Raw genomic sequence first — 16,302 nt, forward strand, 5'->3', positions numbered from 1 at the left:
TGTCTACAACGCCTTCTTCACCAACTATCTCGGTGCGCAGGTCATCGACCTTCCGACCGGCGAGGTCTATTCGGCGCTGCAACGCGGCGTCGTCGACGCGACCGGCTGGACGCAGATCGGCCTGATCGACCTGAAATGGAACGAGTTCCTCAACTACCGTATCGAGCCGTGCTTCTTCTCCACCGATCTCGGCGTCATCGTCAATCTGGACAAGTGGAACAGTCTCAGCGATGAATCCAAGAAGATCCTGCAGGATGTCGCCATCCAGCATGAGAAGGACAGCGTCGAAGCCCTGCGCGCCAAGCGCGACGAGGACTTCGCGGCACTCGACGCGGCCGGCATGAAGGTTGTCACCCTCGAAGGCGAGGCAAAGGCCAACTATCTCGCCGCCGCCCGCGAAAAGACATGGGAGCGCATGAAGGGACTGATGGCCGATCAGCCCGGCGGAACGGACAATTACGACCGTCTGATCGAGCACTTCTACGATCTCAACGCAGACTAACACCTGTCCGGACCCGCCCGTCGTGGCGGGTCCGGCCTCTGGACGGGACCGATGACGGCAATCAGGAAGGGCTACGACGCCTTGCTTTACGCCATGGCGTTCGTCGCCGGAGCGACGCTGGTCTGGCTGATGGTCTCCGTCATCCTGTCGGTTCTGATGCGCAATACCGGACTGCAGCCCTTCGCCTGGCTCTTTACCTCGGCCGAATACGGCCTTTTCTACATGACCATGCTCGGCGCGCCCTGGCTGGTGCGGGAAAAGGGCCACGTGCATATCGAACTGGTGACCTCGGCGCTTTCCGAATTTCCAAGGCGCATCGTCAGCCGCGGCGTGGCGCTCGCCTGCGTTGCCGTGTGCATCATCCTTGCCTGGAAGGGTGTGGAGCTGTTCCTGACCAACATCGAACGCGGCGATGTCGACACCCGGGCCTATTATTATCCGCGATGGCTGCTGACCGTCTGCTTTCCGCTCAGTTTCGGGCTGATGGCCTTTGAATTCATGCGCTTCGTGGTCGGCCCGGAGCTCATGCATACCGGCAAAGCGGGAATTCACGAATAATGGAATGGTACGAGGCCCTGCTGCTGCTGCTCGGCACGATCGTTGTTCTCATGGCGCTCGGCATGCCGGTGGCGCTTGCCTTCCTGGCGGCCAATATCGTCGGGGCCTGGGTCTTCATGGGCGGGGACCGGGGCGTCGGGCAGATGCTCAACAACGGTCTCGGCGCGCTGACCAAATACGCGCTTGTGCCCATTCCGCTGTTTCTTTTGATGGGCGAAATCTTCTTCCACACGGGGCTGGGCGCGCGCATGTTCAACGCGATCGACCGGCTGCTTGGCCGCCTGCCCGGCCGTTTGAGCTACGTCACCGTCCTCGGCGGCACGGGGTTTTCGACACTCTCCGGCTCCTCCATGGGCTCGACCGCCCTGCTCGGCTCGCTCATGGTGCCGGAAATGAACCGCCGCGGCTACAAGTCCCATATGAGCATCGGGCCCATTTTGGGTACCGGCGGCCTGGCGATCATCATCCCGCCCTCTGCGCTTGCCGTGCTGCTTGCGACGCTCGCGCAGATCGATGTCGGCGCCCTCCTGATTGCCGGCGTCATTCCCGGGCTGATCCTCGCATGTCTTTACATCGGGACGATCTGGCTGCAGACTAGGATCGATCCGGATGCCGCGCCCGCCTATGACGTGCCGCCCATGTCCTTTGGCGAAAAGGCGCTGCTCTTAATGCGCGACGTGGTGCCGATGGTCGGCGTCATGGTGGTGATTGTCGCCCTGATGATCAACGGCTTCGTGACGCCGTCGGAAGCCGCCGCCTTCGGCGCGCTCGGCGTGCTGATCCTCGCCGCCGTGTTTCGCTGCCTCACATGGGACGCATTGCGGCGGTCGATCAACGGCGCGCTGCGCGTGACGCTGATGGCCTATCTGATCGTCTTCGGTTCGGCGACATTCAGCCAGTTGCTCGCCTTTTCCGGCGCCTCAAGGGGTCTCATCAGCTGGGCGACCTCCTTCGAACTGGCGCCACTCGCCATGCTGCTTGTCATGTTCGCGGTCCTGCTGCTTCTCGGCATGTTCATGGAGCAGATATCGATAATGTTGCTGACCGTGCCGATCTTCTTCCCGCTGGCGCAGACGCTCGGTTTCGATCCGGTCTGGTTCGGCCTCATCATGCTGCTCGCCCTGGAGATCAGCTTCACGACACCGCCGTTCGGGCTGCTCTTATTCGTGATGAAGGGCGTGTCGCCGCCCGGCACCACCATGCGCGAGATCTATACGTCCGCCTTCCCGTTCATCGGCTGCTCGCTGCTGCTGGTCGCCCTGTTGATCGCCTTTCCGAAGATTGCCCTGTGGCTGCCCTATCAGTGAGGATACGGCACTGGTCGCCTGCGCTAACCTACCGCGTCTGTAATCGCTTGCAAAAACACATCGCCATACTCGCTGAGCTTCTTCGGCCCGACGCCGTTGATGCCGGCCATCGCATCGAGATCGGCCGGGCGCTCGGCGGCCATTTCGATCAGCGTCGCGTCCGGGAAGACCACATAGGCGGGGACGTTTTTCTCGCGGGCAAGCTCGAGGCGCAGGGCCTTCAGTCTGGTCAGCAGTTCGTCGTCGGCGCTTGAGAGCGTCGCCGCGGCGGCCGGCCGCTTCTTCTTGCGGTCGCGCTTTGCGGCGATCTGCGGCTCGCGGAATTCGAAGCTGCGTTTGCCGCGCAGGATATCGGCCCCCGGCTGGGTGATCTCCAGACAGCCATATTTGCGGATGTTGATCGACAGCGCGCCGCCGGCGACGAGCTGGCGCACAAAAGCCTGCCAGTATTGCTTCGAGTGGTCTTCGCCGACACCGAATGTGGGCAGGCGGTCGTGACCGCGTTCCAGGATCTTCTGCGTCTCGGCGCCGCGCACCACGTCGATGACATGGGCCGCACCGAACACCTGGCCGGTGCGGTAGACGGCGGAGAGCAGCATCTGAGCGTGGCGGGTACCGTCGACAAGTGTCGGCGGATCGAGGCAGTTGTCGCAATTGCCGCAGGCCTCGATCTCCTCGTCGAAATAGGCGAGCAGCGCCTTTCGCCGGCAGGCCGAGGCCTCGCAATAGGCAAGCAGGGAATCGAGCCGCTTGTGTTCGCGCCGCTTGTGGGCCTCGTCCTCGCCGTCATCGTCGATGAACATGCGGCGCATGCGGATATCGTCGAGGCCGTAGATCATCAGCGTCTCGGCCGGCGCGCCGTCGCGGCCGGCGCGGCCGATCTCCTGATAATAGGCCTCGACGCTGCCCGGCAGGTTGAGGTGGCAGACAAAGCGGATATCGGGCTTGTCGATGCCCATGCCGAAGGCGATGGTCGCGACCATGACGACCGCATCCTCGCTCATGAAGCGGTCCTGTCCCCTCTTGCGCGCCGCCGCGTCCTGGCCGGCGTGATAGGCGATGGCATTGAACCCCTCACCGGAAAGAAAGGCGGCCACCTCCTCGGTGAATCTGCGCGACAGGCAATAGACGATGCCGCTCCGGCCGCTCTTGTCCGCCAGGAAGTCGAGCAGTTGGCCGCGCCAGGCGCTCTTCGGCGCAACGGCAAGCCGCAGATTGGGCCGGTCGAAGCCCTGCACCATGGTCGTACCGGGCCCCGGAAAGAGTTTTCTGGCAATATCCTCGCGCGTCGCGGCATCGGCGGTGGCCGTGAAGGCGCCGAAGGTGACGCCGGTAAAACGCTCCTTCAACTGCGACAGCATCTCGTATTCGGGCCGGAAGCTGACACCCCATTTGGAGACGCAATGGGCCTCGTCAATGACGAACATGGCGACGTTCAGTTCGCCAAGGGCCGTCAGCATGCGCTCGCCCATCAGCCGCTCCGGCGACATGTAGACGATCCTGACCTCGCCCCGCTTCACCGCATCCCAGGCCGCATATTGCGCCTCACGGTCCATGCCGGAATGAATGCCGACGGCGGCCACGCCATTGGCATTGAGCGCGGCGACCTGATCGTCCATCAGCGCGACAAGCGGCGAGACGATCACGGTTATGCCTTCGCTCAGGATGGCGGGGATCTGATAACACAGCGACTTGCCGCCGCCGGTCGGCATGACGGCAAGCACATGTTCGCCCGCCAGCAGGTGGTCGATGATGCGCTCCTGGCCGGGCCGGAAGGCGCTGTAGCCGAACACGTGGTGCAGGACGGAATGCGGGTCGGTGCCGGTTTTCACCGGCGGTATCTGCGCGTTCAATTGTCCGGCTATTGTCAACGGGCCTGCTCCGCATCGGGGGAATCGGACGAAGTATGGACGATCGGCACGCAAAGGGAAGCCACCGGGCTGAAATATTGTGGACGCCGCGTCGTCTGCCGAGGGGCCTGTATCGCATCAGAAAATTGCGCTAAGCCTTCCGTCGCAATGGAAAAAACCGCCAATTCAGGAATGCCCGCCACGACGCAGGCCGTCGCGCTGATGATCGCGGCGAGCCTGCTGGTCGCGGCAACGTCGATGATTGCCAAGCGGCTCGGCCTCGAAACTGGCTCAGGCCCGGGACTGAACCCGCTTCAGGTCAGCGCCGGCCGTTTTGTTTTTGCGCTCTGCGCCATCGTGCTTTTCCTTTATGCGGCGCCGAAATCGCGCCCGTCGCTTTCGGGCGCCCGCTGGCGCCTGCACCTGTTGCGCTCGCTTTGCGGCTGGCTGGGGGTGACCTGCATGTTCGCCGCCGTTGCCCGCATGCCGATTGCCGAGGCGACGGCGATCAGTTTTCTGAACCCGCTGATCACCATGGGCCTTGCGGTGCTGATGCTTGGCGAACGCGTGACGATGCGCAAATATATCGCCGCGGGCCTTGCCATCGCCGGCGCCCTGCTCATCCTGAGGCCCGGGACGGATGCCTTTCAGCCGGCCGGCCTGCTGGCGCTTTCGGCGGCGCTTTTCATGGGTTTCGAGGCGATCTTCATCAAGCGGCTGAGCGATACCGAGCCGGCGCTCCGGGTGCTGCTGATCAACAATTCCATCGGCGCCGCCGTGTCGCTGACCGCCGCCCTCTTCGTGTGGACATGGCCCGATGCCGGCCAATGGGCGCTGCTCGCGGCGCTCGGCGTCGTCATGGTGAGCGCGCAGTCGTTCTTCATCCAGTCCATGAAGCGGGGCGAAGCCAGCGTGGTGATGCCGGCCTTCTATACCGTGCTGGTCTTCGCCGCCCTTTATGATTTCATCCTCTATGACGTGCTGCCCTCGACGGCGGCGGTGATCGGCGCGGCGCTGATCGTCGCCGGCGCGGCGGCGCTGGCCGTTCGCGGGTCGAAACGCTAAAGCGCGTCCAGAATCCGGCGGACATTGCGGTCGAACTCGTCATAAGGCCAGTCGTCGACGACGGTAAAAGCCTTCGCGGCTGCCGGATAATCGTCTTCGACCGCCGCCATGAAGGCAGAGCGCGCCCGGGCGCGCTGCGCAACCGTCTGGAAGGACAGGCATTCGCCATAGGCGTAATGCAGCAGGAGGCAGTAGATCTCGACGGCCTTCTGCCGGTCGCAGCCGAGACGGAAAAGCGCGGCGAAGACACGCTCGATCAGCGGCAGCATCAAAAGACTGCCCAGCCCCTCGAAGAGCAGCACGCGGACAATCCACGGATCCTGCCGCATGGCCCTGTGCATAACCGCGAAGACGGATGCGATCTCGTCCCTGTCGTCCCTGCCGGGCGGGGGCGCCGGGATCGATTTCGCCACGTGATCGAGCATGCCGAGCAGCAGGTCGTCGCGGTCGCGGACATGCCGGTAGAGCGACATCGCGCCGGAGCCGAGATGCGCGGCGATGCGGCGCATCGACAGCGCCTCGAGACCGTCCTGGCGGACGATCGCCAGCGCCGCCTTAACCACGCATTCGCGGTCGAGGCGGGTCGCCGCCGGCGCGCGCCGGTCGTTCACCGTCGCTGTTTCAGAGCTGTTTTCGGCCATCGCATCAATCTTGACTCGGCTTTGCGATCGTGCAGTATGCGTACACTGTACGCATAAGATATTCAACCGGCCGGCGTTTGAACTGGCCGCCAATTCCAGGAACCCGTGTCATGACGGGCGAGCCCGAAAGCACCACGATGGATGAAGCACGGGAGACCGCCGCGCCGCTGCTTCCGCTTTATCTCGCCAATGCCGTCTGCAGCATGGGCATGATGGGGTTCGTTGCCGTCGCCGGTCCGCTTGCCGAGGCGATCGGGCTCGAGGCCTGGCAGATCGGCATATCAGCGACGGCCGGGGGCATCGGCTGGGTGCTGGCGGCGCGCTTCTGGGGCCACACGGCGGACCGCATCGGCCGCAAACCGGTGCTGGTGGTCGGCCTGATCGGATTTTCGCTGGCTTATATTGCGCTGTGTCTCGGCGCTCAGGCGGGCATCGGCTGGGGCCTTGCGCCGCTGACGGCGCTCGCGGCGCTGGTGGCGACACGGTTCTGCATGGGCCTTGCCTATTCGGCCGTTCCGGCGGCCGGCAATGCGATGATCGCCGACCGCTACGCGCCGGACGCCCGCGCGGGCGCCATGGGGCGGCTCGGCGCGGCGCAGGCGGCCGGGCTCCTGTTCGGGCCGGCCTTCGTGGCGATTGCCGCCGGACCGTCGCCGACAACGCCACTCTTCATTCTGGCGATCCTGCCGCTGCCGGTGCTCGTCTTTGTCACGGCGCGCCTTCCCCGCAGCCCGTCGCGCGGCGGCAAGGTCACGCAGCCGCTGGCGCTGAGCGACCCGCGGCTGCTGCGTCCGGTCCTGGCGGCCTTTACGGTGATGATCGCGGTCGGCACCGCGCAGATTATTATCGGCTTTATCGCCCTCGATCGCCTGGGGCTGCCCGGCCCTGCCGCCGTGCGCTTCGCCGGCATTGCCTTGTCGGCCGTCGGCGTGGCGCTCATCGTCGCCCAGATGGTGGTGGCGCGCCTTGGATGGCAGCCGCACACGCTGATGCGCGCCGGCGGCGCCATTGCCGCGGTGGGTTTCGTCGTCGCGGCCTTCGCGCCGGACGGCCTCACCCTTGCGGCGTCCTATGCGCTGGCCGGCTTCGGGGCCGGATGGGCCTTTCCGGCGATCTCGGCCGCCGCCGCCAACGCGGTCAACGCCGACGAACAGGGGCGTGCCGCCGGGTCGGTGTCCTCGGCCTTCGGCCTCGGCGCCATATGCGGGCCGATCCTCGGCGGCGTGCTCTACGACGTGGCCGCCGCCCTGCCCCTTCTCGCGGCGGCGCTGGCGATGCTGGCAGTGACGTTCCTTGCCCGCGTTCAGCGCCCGACGCCCGGCAGCTGAGGCCATATGCGGCAATTGGCGGCCGGCTGAACGCCCGGCTGCGGTGGACAAATGCTTGCCGATATGGCTGGCGGGGCGGACCTTATGCGATCACCCAGGGGAAGCAAGGTTTGCGGATGGATTTTGCTTTGCTGAAGTGGGGTGGTGAAAGGATGGGCCGGGGCGGCGGCACAAGCTGCTCATTGAACTGCCGGAGCTTTGCGGATCATGGCGAGGGTCGGGGCACGATTGTGATCGCTTTCGGCCCTGAGGTGCCGTTGCAGTTTTGATAAACCTTTTAGGTTCAGTGTTATTCAAATTAAAGCTGAAACCTTGGTTGGCTGATATTCACATGAAAGGTGATTGATATGGAGAAGATGACCAGCGGAGCTAATTATATTCTGGTTGCCCTAATACCCCGGTTAGAAGAATTGAAGCCAGGCCTTACGAGGGAGTTAATTGATGGAATCAACGTGGACAAGGAAGCCATTGCCAAATCCGGCGGCATGAACCCCGAAGTTGAGGAAGTGTTCCAGTCCGCATCAGACATACTAAGTTTTGCTTCAAAGGAGTAGTTTGAGGGTCCGGTAAGTCCGCGATCCCGTCGTTTGTTCGGAGCACAGCGAAGGCCCGTAATCCACCCAATCTGGTCATCGCGTGCACTACAGGCAGTGTCCGCCCCGGCTCAAAGCCGAAACCCGCTCCAACTGCACTGCACGATCACGTTTCCCTCAGTTTCCCGCTGAACACCATGTCCGGTCGCCCGATAATATGCAAAACTGAGCACATGGAGGGTTGATCGTGTTGGCGGCTGGGCGTGAGGTGATTGTCCTTGGGGGGACCGGGTTTCTTGGGCGGCGGGTGGTTCGGGCGCTGCTGGGGCGTGGGCATGCCGTGGCTGTCGGGACGCGGTTTCCGGAGAAGATCGACCGGCTTTCCGGTCAATGGGATCGTCCGGTCCGGGCGGTTCAGCTTGATCTCAAGGACCGTGAGGCTCTGGGCCGGGCCTTGAGCGGTGCGGGGGCGGTGGTCAATTGCATCGGGCTTTATGTCGAGACGCGCACTGAGACGTTTCGGGGCGTGCATGTGGAGGCGGCGCGCGCCATTGCGGAGGTTGTGAAGGCGGCCGGAGACTGCAGGCTCATCCACATATCCGGGATCGGCGCAAGCCGGAACTCGCCTTCGGCCTATGTGTGCGCCCGGGCCGAGGGTGACGATGCGGTGCGCACGACCTGTCCGGACGCGGTGATCCTGCGTCCGAGTGTCCTGTTCAGCCGCGACGGGGCCTTTTTCGGCGATCTCGATGCGATCATCCGGCGGCTGCCGATCGTGCCGCTTTTCGGCGACGGCGGCACGCGGCTTCAGCCCGTTTATGTGGGAGACGTCGCCGAGGCCGTCTGCCGTGTTCTCGATCGGGGCGGGACGGCCGGCATGGTCTATGATCTGGGCGGGCCGGAGGTGTTGACATATCGCGAGATCCTCAGCCGGCTTGCCGCGCGCGCCGGCCGGCGGCGGCTGTTCTTGCCGGTCCCGTTCACGGTCTGGCGTGCCCTTGCAGCGCTGGCAAACCAACTGCCGAACCCGCCGCTCACGCCCGGACAGGTCGTGCTGATGCGGCAGGACAACATCGTCGGCGACGACGTGGCGACCTTCGCCGACCTGTCGATCGCACCGCGCTCCGCCACCGCGATGGGGCTGATTTGAACGCGCAGTTTAAGATATGTGCCAACCCTATGGTGCCGGACTTGGCCTAACGCGGTTTGCCGCCGGCGCTGATGCCGATGGCGGCAAGGATGACGAGGCCGGTGGTCAGGTCGCGGTAGAACGGATCGGCGTTCAGAATGTTGAAGCCGTTGTTGATCAGGGCGAGCAGCAGGACGCCGGCAATGCTGCGCCAGACCGCGCCGACGCCGCCATAGATGCTGGTGCCTCCGAGTATCACCGCCGCGATCGCCTGCAGTTCCATGCCGGTTCCGGCCGACGCCTGGCCCATGGAAATCCGCGAGACCTGGATGGCCGAAGCCAGGCCCGCCGCGAGGCCGGCCAGGGCAAAGGTCGCGATCTTGATCCGGTTCGTGCGGATGCCCGAGAGGATCGCCGCGTCCTCATTGCCGCCGACCGAGAACACCTTGCGCCCGAACACGGTTCTGTTGAGCAGGAATGTCAGCAGCAACGCGAAGATGACCATCACCCACACGGCGATGAACACGCCGGCAATCTTGTCGCGTCCGAGCCAGGTGAATTCGGCCATCCGGACCGGGATCAGCCGGCCGTCGGAGATGACGATGGCGATCCCTTTGAAAATCAGGCTGGTGGCGATGGTGGCGAGGAACGAATGCACCTTGAGCGTGGTGATCACCAAACCGTTCATGGTTCCGAGTAGAAGGCCGATGACCGGCGCCATCAACAGGCCGATATAGGGGTCGACATGCAGCGCGATCCATGCGGAGCACACCGCGCCCATCGCAAAGATCGCGCCGACGGACAGGTCGAACCCGCCGGCGATGATGACGAGCGTCATGGCGGAGGCCATGATCGCCAGCGGGGCGTTCTGATTGAGGATATTGAGCAGGTTGCGGACGGTGAAAAAACTGTCCGACATCAGGCTGAGCGCGATCGTCAGCGCGACGATCATGATCAGAACCGCATAATTCTGCAGGAAATGCAGGACCGTATACCTATTCACGAAGACCATCCGTCATATGGGCGCTCTGATGATGAAAGAGTAACGAGAGCACCGCGGCCTCGTCATTGTCGTTAGGATCGATTTCCTCGACGATTGCGCCGTCGTCGACCAGATAGGCGCGATGGGCCAGGCCGAGCACCTCGTCGATTTCGCTGGAAATGAGCAGGACGGCCGTTCCCGATGCCGCCAGTTCGGCGATCGCTTCGTGAATGCGCTGGCGCGCGCCGACATCCACCCCGCGGCTCGGCTCGTCCAGAATGACGAGGCGCGGATTTTCCATCAGCCATTTTCCGATCAGCACTTTCTGCTGGTTGCCGCCCGAATAGTTGGAAACGTCGCCATCGAGCATGGCCGGGCGGACATTGAAATGCTCGATCAGCTCCCGCGCCCGGGCCTTTTCGGCATCGCCGTTGACAATGCCGGCCGTCGACAGCCGCTTTAAATGGGGAAGAGACATGTTGGCGCGCACCGGCATGGTCATCACGAGGCCCTGTTTGCGCCGGTCCTCGGGCACCATGACCAGCCCGCGTTCGGTCGATTTCGCCAGATCGCGGTCGCAATAGGTTTCGCTCTCGACGATCACCTCGCCGCCGGTCGCCGGATCGGCGCCAATGATCGCGCGCGCGATCTCGCTGCGACCGCTGCCGACGAGGCCGATCAGTCCGACGATCTCGCCGCGGCCGACCCTCAGCGAGGCGTCTTTCACACCGGTTTCGCTTTTGAGGTTCCTCGCTTCGAGGACGGGCGCCGTATTCCGTGTTATCTGCTTCGGCGGAAACAGCGTTTCGGTTTTCCCGTCGCCCAGCATGGCGGAGACCAGATCCGCCTTGGTCGCGCCCGACGTCGCGAAGGTGCTGACAAGCTCGCCGTCGCGCAGCACGGTGATCCGGTCGGTCGTGTACAGAATGTCATCGAGGAAGTGCGAAACGTAGATCACCGTCTTGCCTTCCGAGCGAAGCTTCTTCATGGACGCGTGGAACTGATCGACCTCGCCCTTTGACAGCGAGGAGGTCGGTTCGTCCATGACGATGACCCTGGCGTTGCGGGCAAGGGCGCGCAAAATCTCGATTTTCTGCTGATCGGCGATCGACAGATCGGCGACCGTCGCGTGCGGATCGAGCGAAAATCCGCTCGTCACCATGAGGCTTTTCAGCCGTTCCGCCTCGGTTGTCCTCAGCACGCCCCAGCGGTGCTGCTCGATGCCGAGAAAAACATTCTGGGCGACCGTCAGGGCGGGAACGAGCTGCAGTTCCTGGTGCATGATGGCGATGCCGTTTGCCAGCGCCGAATGGGAATCCCAACCGGCGACCGGCCGGCCGAATACCTCCATCTGCCCGTGCGATGCCGTGTAATAGCCGCCAAGCACCTTGCCGAGCGTTGACTTGCCGGCACCGTTCTCGCCCACCAGCCCGTGGATTTCGCCCTGCCGGATGTCCAGCGTGACGCCCCGAAGCACGGAGATGCCCGAGAAGGATACGCCTATATCCTTTGCGCGAATGGCGGGAATATCGGTGCTGCCGGGTTCCATGGGTCTCCCGTGTCAAGTCCTCGGCTTCGAAGCGGCCTCGTCGACCAGCATATCAGGACCTATTTTCACCCCATAGTCCTTCCAGGCGCCGTCAGGCGTGACAAATCCCTGGCGCACGTCCGCCATGACCTCGTCAAACGGCCTTGCCTCCGCGACCCCGTTGCCGCCACCGCCGCCGGTCATCGTCTCAACGGTCGTGCCGGCCTGGAATTCGCGGGCGCGCATCTTCAAGAGGCTTTCCGTCGAACCGTCCGGGAATGTGATGGTGATCCGCGGGCCGGCACCGTCCCTGCCGCCATTGAGGCCCCAGGCCGGCGTCCTGGAGCGCTCGAACCACAGGGCGCTGTAACACTGCTCCAGGGTCTTGTATCGCCTGACGACGCCGCAGCCGCCGCGATAGCGGCCGGGACCGCCCGAATCGGGACGGATGGAGAATTCTTCCAGCCTGATCGGGAATTTGGTCTCCATGACTTCGGCCGGAATGTTGCGGAAGCCGCCATTGACCAGATTGATAAGCGCGCTTTCGCCGTCTCCGTCGGCACGTCCGCCCCAGCCGCCGGCGGTCGGCTCGATGGAGATCCACTGGCCGCGCTTGGGATCGACGGAGAAGAAACCGGCGACCATCGAATCTCCGTAATGGGCCGCCGTCGAGCGTTCCGGCATGGCTTCCGACAGGCAGGAAATGAACAGGTCGGCCAGTAGGCCAAGGCCGGTGAAATACCACTCGCAGGCCGCGGGATCCTGGGCATTGAAAAGGCATTCGGCCGGCATCTTGACGGTCATGGTCTCGAACGATCCGCCGGTGATGGCCCGGTCCGGGCTGATCATGGTCTTATAGGCAAGGCGCAGCAGGGATTCGGTCTGGCTCGCGCCGCAATTGATCGATCCGGGCACCGGCCCGGACGTGCCGGCAAGGTCGACAGTCAGCGTGTCGCCCTTGATGGTGAGGGACAGCGCGACCTTGACCGGCTCTTCGCCGAAGCCGTCATTGTCCAGATAGCCTTCGCGCGACCAGGTCCCGTCCTTGATTGCCGAGATCGCCTCCCGGTCGAGCCGCCGCGCCTGTTCGAATATGTTCCGGCAGGCGGAGCGGTAGGTTTCAGCACCGATGTTCTGCAGCAGTTGCGAAAGCCGGCGCTCGCCGGTTCTGATCGCGGCGATCTGGGCGCCGAGATCGCCGATGCTCGCATCGGGCAACCGGGTATTCAGTTTGAGATGATCGTACCATTCGCGGATCGGAACCCCCGCCTTGACGATCCGTGTCGGCCCGAGCCGCAAACCTTCCTGATAGATGTTGGTCGAGCCCATGGTCGAACCCGGATCGATGGCGCCGATGTCGTTCCAGTGAGCCCGTGCCGCGCCAAAGCCGATGAGTTCGCCTTCAAAGAAGATCGGCCCGATGGCGGTGACGTCATGCAGGTGCGTGCCCTGCATGTAGCTGTCGTTCATGATGAAGACGTCGCCCTCGCCGATATCGTCCCCGTAATAGTCCTTGACGCAGCGCACGCAGACATCGATGGCGCCGATGAAGAGCGGCACGCCCGTCGACTGGCCGAGCATGTTGCCGTGCTCGTCCATCAGCGCGACGGCGCTGTCCTTGCCCTCATAGATGATGGCCGAGTGCGCCGATCGCCACAGCGAGGCGTTCATGTCTTCGGCGCATGAGATGACGAAGTTCCTGACGACTTCGGTGGTGATGGGATCGGCAGTTTTGCTCATGACGATGCTTCCCCTCGTGTCAGCGACAGGTGTCCGCCGTCCATCATGGCGATCTGCCAGTGGGGCGGCACCAGCGTTGTGGCTGTGCCTTCCTCGATAATGGCCGGACCCTTGACGATATCACCGGGTCCAATGGCGTTGCGATCAAGGATCGCCGTCTCGTACATGGAGCCGGAAAAGAAAACGTCCCGCTGCCGCGGTGGTCTGGGTGCTTCAGGCGCGGGCGGCGCGTTCCGCGGGCGCGGCAATCTGCCGAGCGCCGCAACCCGGATATTGGCCATTTCCACCCGGTTTTCCGGACTTGAGTGGCCATATTGCCGTTCATAGGCAACGTCGAACGCGCTTCTGACGGCTTTCATGTCAATCGGGCCGGCGGGCAGCGGAATCGTCAACACGTATTCCTGACCGTAATAGCGGAAATCAATCGCCCGCTCGAAGCCGATATCCTGTTCGGCGATCCCCTCGGCGATGAGATAGTCGCCGCCCTTTTTCTCAAGCGCCGCGAAAGCGTCTTCCAGCGTCGAGACCTCCATCAGATCCCAGAAGCTGTAGAGCGTTTCCTTGAAATCGTGACGAACATCGGTCTGCAGCATGCCCCAGGCGGAGAAGGCGCCGGGGTGAACCGGAATGATGACTTCACCGATCTGCAGTTCTTCCGCCAGAGCGGCCGCCTGGGCCGGCCCCGCGCCGCCGAAGGCGACAAGCGAGAAATCGCGCGGGTCAATGCCGCGCTGCACCGTGATCGTGCGTATGGCGTCGGCCATCTTGGCGTTGACGATATCAACGACGCCCTGCGCCATCGCCTCCGCCGACATGTCGAACCGGCTGCCCATGGCGGCCAGCGCGTTGGAGGCAGCCTGGCGGTCGAGCTGCATCTCGCCGCCGGAGAAATTCGAGCCGTCCAGGCGTCCGAGAACGAGATTGGCATCGGAGACGGTCGGTTCCGTGCCGCCGCGGCCATAACAGACCGGACCCGGATTCGATCCGGCCGACTGCGGGCCGACACGCATGGCGCCGGCCTCCTCCCAGGCGATCGATCCGCCGCCGGCGCCGATCACGTGAATGTCCACCACCGACATCTGGATGGGCAGCCCCTCGATCTTCGTTTCGTTGGATCCCGACGGAAGGCCGTCGATGATCAGGCTTGCGTCGAAGGAAGTGCCGCCCATGTCGATGCAGATGAGGTTCGGCCTGCCGGTGGCCGCCGACAGCGCCTTGCCTCCGATGGCACCGCCAACGGGGCCGGACAACAGCGTCTGCAGAGGCGCGCGGCTTGCCGATAGCGCACTCATGACGCCACCATTCGATTCCATGACGTGAATGCCCTGCCCCGCCGGAAGCCTGTCCTTCAGCTCTCCGATCAGCGTTTCCAGATATTTGCGGACGACCGGTGCGAGATAGCTGTCCATGACCGTCGTCGAGGTGCGCTCATACTCGCGCCACTCCGGCGAGACCTGGTGGGACAGCGCGATGGCGATGCCCGGAAGGCGTTTGCCCAGATACTCGGCCGCCTCGAGTTCGTGAACGGGGTTCTTGAAAGCGAACAGGAAGCAGATGGCCATGGCCTCGTACCCCTCGCGCTCGACCGCGTCGGCAAACCGGTCCAGATCCTCTGTGGAGAGCGGCTCCACCACCTCGCCATCGGCAGCCATGCGTTCGCTCGCCGTATAGGTATGTTCGAGGCTTGCGAGAGGCGCGGGCTTGTTCCAGCGGATGGAAAAAATCTCGCCGCGGTCGTTGCCCTGAATGGTGTAGATGTCGCGGAAGTTTTTGGTCGTCAGCAAAGCGACCCTGGCGCCGCGCCGGGTCAGCAGGGCGTTGAGCCCGACCGTCGTTCCGTGCACGAAGAAATCGATCTGCGCGTCCTTTTCCACGACGGTCTCGATCCCCTTCAGGACCGCCAGGGCCGGATTTTCGGGAGTTGACAGAACCTTGAAGGCTCCGCAGGATCCGCTCTGGCTGTCCTGATAGACAATATCGGTAAATGTACCGCCGATGTCGGCCGACACACGGTAGTTCTTAGCCACGGCTATCACCTTGTAACTGGAAATGACCGACCGGGGCCGCATCGGCCCCGGTCTCAGAACCCTATTGTGCCCACTCGCCCTTGAAGTCAGGGTTCGCATCGAGCACTTTCTGATCGATCATCGCTTCAAGCGGGCCGGCGGTGTCCATATTGATCACCTGCGTGACCGGCTTGCCTTCGATGGCATTGACGATCTGTTCGGCCGCCATCGCGCCCATGGTCTTGGGGAAATAGGCGAGCGTCGCGTCCCAACGACCCTCGCGAATGGCGTCGATGGCGATCGAGGCGGCGCCGCCTCCGCTCAGATACAAATCCGGCACCGAATATCCGGCGGCCTCCAGGGCGATCTCGGCACCGACCAGATGCTGGTCGGCATTGGACAGGACGACATGAACGTCCTTGGCGGCCTGAAGGATATCCGTCATCGCGGTCAGGGATTTGTCCGGATCGTACCAGCCCTCGCCCACGGCCAGAACCTTGATGTTGTCATGTTCGGCCAGAACCTTCTGAAAGGTTTCGAGACGAAGATTGTCGAACGGGAAGATTTTCGCCCCGATCAGGATCACGACATTGCAGGGATCCTTGCCCTCGCATTCCTTGACCACGGCATTTGCCTGGAATGTCGCGCCTTCAACCGGAGGCGAGGCAACGGTCGATGTGATGCCCTCGACCTGAGGCTCGAGGGTTGTCAGGTCCGGCCCGACGGGAAACAGCACCGTTGCAATGGGCGTTCCGGCGGCAACCACCTGTTCGAACGCACCCGCTATGCCGACGGTGTCGTTCGGGGCGACGATAAAGCCGGCAAAATTGCCGCCGGCGAGCACGTCTTCGATTTGACTGTATTGATGCGCCGGATCGAAGCGGCCATCGAACATCGCGGTCTCATAGCCAAGTTCCTTGGCCTTTTCTTCCACGCCCGCATAGGTGGCCTGGTTGAAGCCGTTTTGAGACGCGGCTGCAAAATATGCGATTTTCTTCGATTCCGCGTGAGCGCCCGATGCAAATGCCAGAGCAAGTCCGGCGCCTATTGCCAGTGTTTTGAATGCCGACAGCATCAGTTTCCTCCCTGTCGCTTGTCTTATGCCGCAAGCCATTATACAATTATGCAAACTT

General features: G+C 63.4%; 14 protein-coding genes. 7 read left to right on the forward strand and 7 right to left on the reverse strand.

Annotated features, from left to right (window positions below):
- From dctP to AC5E6N_RS02635, 3 genes are all read left to right on the forward strand, one after another.
- A partial coding sequence (gene dctP, locus AC5E6N_RS02625; protein ID WP_491746352.1) for a TRAP transporter substrate-binding protein DctP occupies positions 1 to 502 on the forward strand: 502 nt, incomplete at its 5' end.
- A gap of 51 nt (positions 503 to 553) precedes the next feature.
- A complete protein-coding gene (locus AC5E6N_RS02630; RefSeq protein WP_491746353.1) occupies positions 554 to 1,060 on the forward strand; it encodes a TRAP transporter small permease in 507 nt (168 codons plus the stop codon).
- Positions 1,060 to 2,367, forward strand: coding sequence for a TRAP transporter large permease (locus tag AC5E6N_RS02635; RefSeq protein WP_491687944.1), 1,308 nt, complete (start codon positions 1,060 to 1,062; stop codon positions 2,365 to 2,367). The genes AC5E6N_RS02630 and AC5E6N_RS02635 overlap by 1 nt, the downstream gene beginning before the upstream one ends.
- 23 nt (positions 2,368 to 2,390) lie before the next feature.
- Here AC5E6N_RS02635 and recQ read toward each other — a convergent pair whose 3' ends face one another.
- A complete protein-coding gene (gene recQ, locus AC5E6N_RS02640; protein WP_491746354.1) occupies positions 2,391 to 4,238 on the reverse strand; it encodes a DNA helicase RecQ in 1,848 nt (615 codons plus the stop codon).
- Positions 4,239 to 4,409: 171 nt separating this feature from the next.
- On the opposite strand from recQ, the gene AC5E6N_RS02645 reads away from it, so the two are divergent.
- Positions 4,410 to 5,282 carry a DMT family transporter gene (locus tag AC5E6N_RS02645; RefSeq protein WP_491746355.1) on the forward strand — a complete coding sequence of 291 codons (873 nt, stop codon included), beginning with the start codon at positions 4,410 to 4,412 and terminating at the stop codon, positions 5,280 to 5,282.
- Here the strand turns inward: AC5E6N_RS02645 and AC5E6N_RS02650 are convergent.
- Complete coding sequence (locus AC5E6N_RS02650) at positions 5,279 to 5,923, reverse strand: TetR/AcrR family transcriptional regulator (protein ID WP_491746356.1); 645 nt, start codon at positions 5,921 to 5,923, stop codon at positions 5,279 to 5,281. The genes AC5E6N_RS02645 and AC5E6N_RS02650 overlap by 4 nt on opposite strands.
- Positions 5,924 to 6,033: 110 nt before the next feature.
- On the opposite strand from AC5E6N_RS02650, the gene AC5E6N_RS02655 reads away from it, so the two are divergent.
- The 3 genes from AC5E6N_RS02655 to AC5E6N_RS02665 all read left to right on the forward strand — a co-directional run bounded on the left by AC5E6N_RS02655 (position 6,034) and on the right by AC5E6N_RS02665 (position 8,934).
- Positions 6,034 to 7,251 carry an MFS transporter gene (locus AC5E6N_RS02655; RefSeq protein WP_491746357.1) on the forward strand — a complete coding sequence of 406 codons (1,218 nt, stop codon included), beginning with the start codon at positions 6,034 to 6,036 and terminating at the stop codon, positions 7,249 to 7,251.
- Between the two features lie 347 nt (positions 7,252 to 7,598).
- Positions 7,599 to 7,805, forward strand: coding sequence for a hypothetical protein (locus AC5E6N_RS02660; protein WP_491746358.1), 207 nt, complete (start codon positions 7,599 to 7,601; stop codon positions 7,803 to 7,805).
- A gap of 226 nt (positions 7,806 to 8,031) precedes the next feature.
- Positions 8,032 to 8,934: a complex I NDUFA9 subunit family protein gene (locus AC5E6N_RS02665; RefSeq protein ID WP_491746359.1), complete on the forward strand. Its 903-nt coding sequence runs from the start codon at positions 8,032 to 8,034 to the stop codon at positions 8,932 to 8,934.
- A 46-nt stretch (positions 8,935 to 8,980) separates the two neighbouring features.
- On the opposite strand, the gene AC5E6N_RS02670 is transcribed toward AC5E6N_RS02665, so the two are convergent.
- The 5 genes from AC5E6N_RS02670 to AC5E6N_RS02690 form a co-directional block, all read right to left on the reverse strand.
- Positions 8,981 to 9,916, reverse strand: coding sequence for an ABC transporter permease (locus tag AC5E6N_RS02670; RefSeq protein WP_491746360.1), 936 nt, complete (start codon positions 9,914 to 9,916; stop codon positions 8,981 to 8,983).
- A complete protein-coding gene (locus tag AC5E6N_RS02675) occupies positions 9,909 to 11,444 on the reverse strand; it encodes a sugar ABC transporter ATP-binding protein (protein ID WP_491746361.1) in 1,536 nt (511 codons plus the stop codon). The genes AC5E6N_RS02670 and AC5E6N_RS02675 overlap by 8 nt, the downstream gene beginning before the upstream one ends.
- Before the next feature lie 12 nt (positions 11,445 to 11,456).
- The gene (locus AC5E6N_RS02680) at positions 11,457 to 13,163 is read right to left on the reverse strand and encodes a hydantoinase B/oxoprolinase family protein (RefSeq protein WP_491746362.1); all 1,707 of its coding nucleotides are present in this window, start codon (positions 13,161 to 13,163) and stop codon (positions 11,457 to 11,459) included.
- Positions 13,160 to 15,190, reverse strand: a complete 2,031-nt coding sequence (locus AC5E6N_RS02685) for a hydantoinase/oxoprolinase family protein (RefSeq protein WP_491746363.1) — start codon at positions 15,188 to 15,190, stop codon at positions 13,160 to 13,162. Before AC5E6N_RS02685 ends, AC5E6N_RS02680 begins: the two co-directional genes overlap by 4 nt.
- A 61-nt stretch (positions 15,191 to 15,251) precedes the next feature.
- On the reverse strand, positions 15,252 to 16,244 hold the full coding sequence (locus tag AC5E6N_RS02690; RefSeq protein ID WP_491746364.1) for a sugar ABC transporter substrate-binding protein: 993 nt from the start codon (positions 16,242 to 16,244) through the stop codon (positions 15,252 to 15,254).
- Between the last annotated feature and the right edge of the window lie 58 nt (positions 16,245 to 16,302).

Source organism: Hoeflea sp., assembly GCF_984452065.1.